Here is a 4,874-nt window from a genome sequence, read left to right on the forward strand (position 1 = left end):
ACACTACAGTCCATCATTTTTATCTTGACAAACTATTAGGTAAGAAACTCAAATTTCAAAATCATGGAAACGAAAATGCAAGAACCAGAATTTAAAGAAACCCAGTCTAAAGAAACAACCATACCCGAAATTAACACCCAAACCGGGAATTTGACCAAACTTCAGCCTCCTATGCAGCCTCAAGAAGAGTGGCTGAAATACGGACAACAGATTTCCGGTTTTCTGGGGACATTACCAGACTATGTAGGTAAATTCTTTGGTCAATATCAGCAACCTATTGTTAGTATTGGTTTAGTAGTGACAGCAGTAGTCACAGTTAAGGTACTATTGGCTGTATTAGATGCTCTTAATGATGTTCCTTTAGTAGCACCTACCTTTGAATTAATTGGTATTGGTTATTCTGTGTGGTTTGTCTATCGCTATTTACTCAAAGCCTCCAGCAGACAAGAGTTATCTGGGGAAATTACCACCCTCAAATCCCAAGTTGTCGGTAAGCACACTTCTAAATCTTAACTCACAACTTTAGACAAATTTAGATCCCCGACTTCTTAAAGAAGTCGGGGATCTTTTTTCTTTTTTACAAAGCCAAGAGTTCGTTGTTTTTTTGTGAATTTAGAATATGTCACATACGTCAGTCCAAATATGTGTTACGAAAAGATTATTTATAACTGAAAGATCACGGTTGTGTTTATAAATAACACATCTTACCATCATATACATATTTAACCTGTTTGGATAAGAATTTGTAGAGGTTTAGCACTGCTCAACAGTGTCAAGTACCTTCAAGCCAGGGAATTAATTCCCTGTCTAATAGCTCAAGTCGGTTGAAACCGACTATTTTGGCGGTATTTATTCGAGAAATAGGATAATTTTTGATTTCGATGTCATCAGAGACTTGAGCCAGGGAATTAATTCCCTGTCTAATAGCTCAAGTCGGTTAAAACCGACTATTTTGGCGGTATTTATTCGGGAAATAGGATAATTTTTGATTTCGATGTTATTACAGTGCGTTTCAACGCACTTTAGCTATTAGACCGGAACTTCAGTTCCGGGGCGGGTGTGAAAGCTTATTTACCAAGTGCAAAGGAAAAAAATATGTTTAGCAACTCTTTTCTCAGTCAAACCGCGACAACTGTTGTCTTTATTGATGCTTCTGTTTCCGACTATCAGACCCTCCAAGCAGGAATTATCGAGGGCGTAAAATCAGTTATTATTTCCCCAAATCAAGACGGGATTGAGCAAATTAGCCAAATTTTACAACAACATCCCCACATCACCACCATTCATATCCTTTCCCACGGTGCGCCGGGATGCTTGTATTTAGGAAATAGTCAATTAAACTTAACCAATATTCACAACTACACCCAACAGTTACAACAGTGGCAACGTCAGAATATTTTACTATATGGCTGTAACGTCGCTGCTGGGGACGCTGGGGCAGAATTTATTCACAAATTACATCAAATTACCAACGCCACCATTAGCGCCTCCACCACAAAAACCGGCAATGCAGCATTAGGGGGAAATTGGCAATTAGAAGTTAGTTTTCCCGTTACAGAGACATTCCATGGAACGTCTCTACCTTATTTGCCGAATATTGTTTTCAATGCACACACCCTCCACACCTACCAGGGAGTATTTGCACCCACATTAGTGGGCAATTATAATACTTCTGGCTCTGCTTGGGGTGTGCAAGTAGTCGGTAACTATGCTTACGTAGGTGATTGGAATTCAGGACTACAAATCATTGATATCAGCAACCCCACAACCCCCACCCTCAAGGGCAATTATGATACACCTAACTATGCTATAGGTGTGCAAGTAGTCGGTAACTATGCTTATGTAGCTGATTATTATTCAGGACTACAAATTATTGATATCAGCAACCCCACAACCCCTACCCTCAAGGGCAATTATGATACATCTGGCGGGGCTATAGGTGTGCAAGTTGTGGGTAACTATGCTTACGTAGCTGATGAGTCTTCAGGACTACAAATCATAGACATAAGCAACCCCACTACCCCCACCCTCAAGGGCAATTATGATACTTCTGGCTTGGCTAGTGGTGTGCAAGTAGTCGGTAACTACGCTTATGTAGCTGATTATGATTCAGGACTACAAATAATTGATATTAGCAACCCCACAACCCCCACCCTCAAAGGCAATTATGATACATCTGGCGATGCTTGGGGTGTGCAAGTAGTCGGTAACTATGCTTACGTAGCTGATGGGTATTCAGGACTACAAATCATTGATATCAGCAACCCCTCTACCCCCACCCTCAAGGGCAATTATGATACGAATGGCTATGCTTATGGTGTGCAAGTGGTCGGTAACTATGCTTACGTAGCTGATTATGGTTCAGGACTACAAATAATTGACATCAGCAACCCCACTACCCCCATCCTTAAGGGCAATTATGATACATCTAGCTATGCTTATGGTGTGCAAGTAGTCGGTAACTATGCTTATGTAACTGATTATGATTCAGGACTACAAATCATAGACGTGAGTGAGTTTATTAACAAAGCACCCACCAACCTGACACTCTCCACCAGCACAGTTGCGGAAAACCAAATTATTGGTACAGTGGTTGGTAATCTCACCACCACAGACCCAGATACAGCAAACACCTTTACCTATAGTTTAGTCACCGGAGACGGTGCAACAGATAACAGTTTATTTACCATTACCAATAATCAACTTACCACCAACGCTGTATTTGACTTTGAAACCAAAAACAGTTACAGCCTTCGACTGAGGACAACAGACCAGGGTGGGTTATTCTTTGAAAGACAATTAACCATTGGAGTAACTGACCTTAACGATAACGAAAGCTTCACCACCACAGCCCAACAGGATATCATAGATGCTGACTATGGAGAAGACACCATCACCAGCACATGGGCTAATTTACAACAAAACGACACCATCAAAGGTGGTAATGGCACAGACACCTTAATTATCACCGGAGGAACAGTTAATGATCTTATCTCCATAGATATCAGTAACACCACCAATCAATTAGATATTCCAGGGACAACAGTATTCGGATTTGAACGCTTTGATTTAAGCAGCTTTACAGGTACTATCAGTTTTGATGGTACTACTGGTAATGATTGGGTTAAAGGTGGTACAGGAAACGATGATTTAACCGGTGGAGACGGTAATGACACTCTGAACGGGGGAACAGGTATAGACTTTTTAAGTGGTGGAGATGGTAATGACTATCTGAACGGGGGAACAGGTGCAGATTTATTAATCGGTGGTAAAGGAAATGATACCTTTGTCGTAGACGATATTGGTGATATCATTGCTGAAGGTTTAAATGCTGGAATAGATACTGTTGAATCTTCTATCACTTGGACATTAAAAGCCAACTTAGAAAACCTAACCTTACAGGGAACAAACGCTATTAACGGTACAGGTAATAACCTCAATAATATCATTACAGGCAATACTGGCAACAACACTCTTAATGGTGGTTTAGGAAATGATACCCTCATTGGTGATTTAGGTAATGATACCCTCATTGGTGGTGTTGGTAACGATTCCTACTATGTAGACAATACAGCAGATACCATCACGGAATTAGTAGGACAAGGACTAGATAGCGTTTTCAGCACTGTAACTTACACTATAACAACCTACACCGAAAACCTGACTTTACAAGGAACAACTGCTATTAATGGTACGGGTAATGACCTGAATAATATCATTACAGGTAACGCAGCCGATAACGTTCTCACCGGTGGTTTAGGAAATGATACCCTCATTGGTGGTGCTGGTAATGACTCCTATTATGTGGACAATACAGCAGATAGCATTACAGAAAATGCTAATGAAGGAACAGATAGCGTTTTCAGCACTGTAACCTATACCTTAACCACCAATACCGAAAACCTAACGTTACAGGGAACAACCGCTATTAACGGTACAGGTAATGAACTGAATAATATCATTACAGGTAACACTGGTAATAACGTTCTCACTGGTGGTTTAGGAAATGATACTCTCATTGGTGGCGCTGGTAATGACTCCTATTATGTAGACAATACAGCAGATACCATCACAGAAAACGTGAATCAAGGAACAGATAGCGTTTTCAGCACCGCAGCAACTTACACTCTCAGCGCCAATGTAGAAAATCTAACGTTACAGGGAACAAGCACTATTAACGGTACAGGTAATGAACTAAATAACAGCATTACAGGTAATACAGCCGATAATGTTCTCACAGGTGGTTTAGGAAATGATACCCTCACTGGTAATGCAGGTGCAGATACTCTAATTGGTGGCTTCGGTAATGATAGCCTGTATTTAGGTTTAAACGATAATGCTGTGGATAACGTTAATTACGTTCTTGGTGATGCTACAGATACAGTTTATCAATTTGTGCGCGGTGCTGGTGGCGATAAACTGAACTTTACAGGTATTGCCAATTTTGATGTAATTACATCAGGTACTTCTACATTAGTGCGAGTTGGTGATGGTATTGGTGGTAATACTGGTTTTGGTACTGGTCAGTTATTAGTGACCTTATCAGGGACATCTGGATTTACCAGCGCCAATGCGAATTTCAACCTCTTTGGTGGTAATTTCTTGTTCAATTAAAACGAACTTTAGCTAGAAGACAGGGAATCAATTCTCTGTCTTCCTGATTTATACTAAACACGGTTGAGACATGGACTTTTACAAAATTACGAAAAACCTAGATTTGTAGGGGTAAAGCAAGAGCTTCATTGGTGTCAACTTAACGCAAAATCTTCATCCCGCAAGAAACTCAAGTTCCTTGCTAATAGCGAAAGTCATCTAAAAGATGACTAAATACTAGGAAAATTCATTAGTCCGTTTTAACGGACTTGAGCTATGAG

At 40.3% G+C, this 4,874-nt stretch carries 2 protein-coding genes; both read left to right on the plus strand.

Going from position 1 to position 4,874, the window contains the following annotated elements; genetic code table 11:
• Window positions 1–75: 75 nt before the first annotated feature.
• Window positions 76–513: a CAAD domain-containing protein gene (locus FJR06_RS22090; RefSeq protein ID WP_148766741.1), complete on the plus strand. Its 438-nt coding sequence runs from the start codon at window positions 76–78 to the stop codon at window positions 511–513.
• A gap of 582 nt (window positions 514–1,095) precedes the next feature.
• Complete coding sequence (locus FJR06_RS22095; RefSeq protein WP_168652281.1) at window positions 1,096–4,614, plus strand: DUF4347 domain-containing protein; 3,519 nt, start codon at window positions 1,096–1,098, stop codon at window positions 4,612–4,614.
• The last annotated feature ends 260 nt before the right edge of the window (window positions 4,615–4,874 follow it).

Source organism: Dolichospermum sp. UHCC 0352 (genome assembly GCF_009711925.1).
Taxonomy (GTDB): domain Bacteria; phylum Cyanobacteriota; class Cyanobacteriia; order Cyanobacteriales; family Nostocaceae; genus Dolichospermum; species Dolichospermum lemmermannii.

Coding starts and splice junctions, on each gene's coding strand:
- FJR06_RS22090 (WP_148766741.1), top strand. CDS start 76: ATGCAAGAACCAGAATTTAAAGAAACCCAGTCTAAAGAAACAACCATA.
- FJR06_RS22095 (WP_168652281.1), top strand. CDS start 1,096: ATGTTTAGCAACTCTTTTCTCAGTCAAACCGCGACAACTGTTGTCTTT.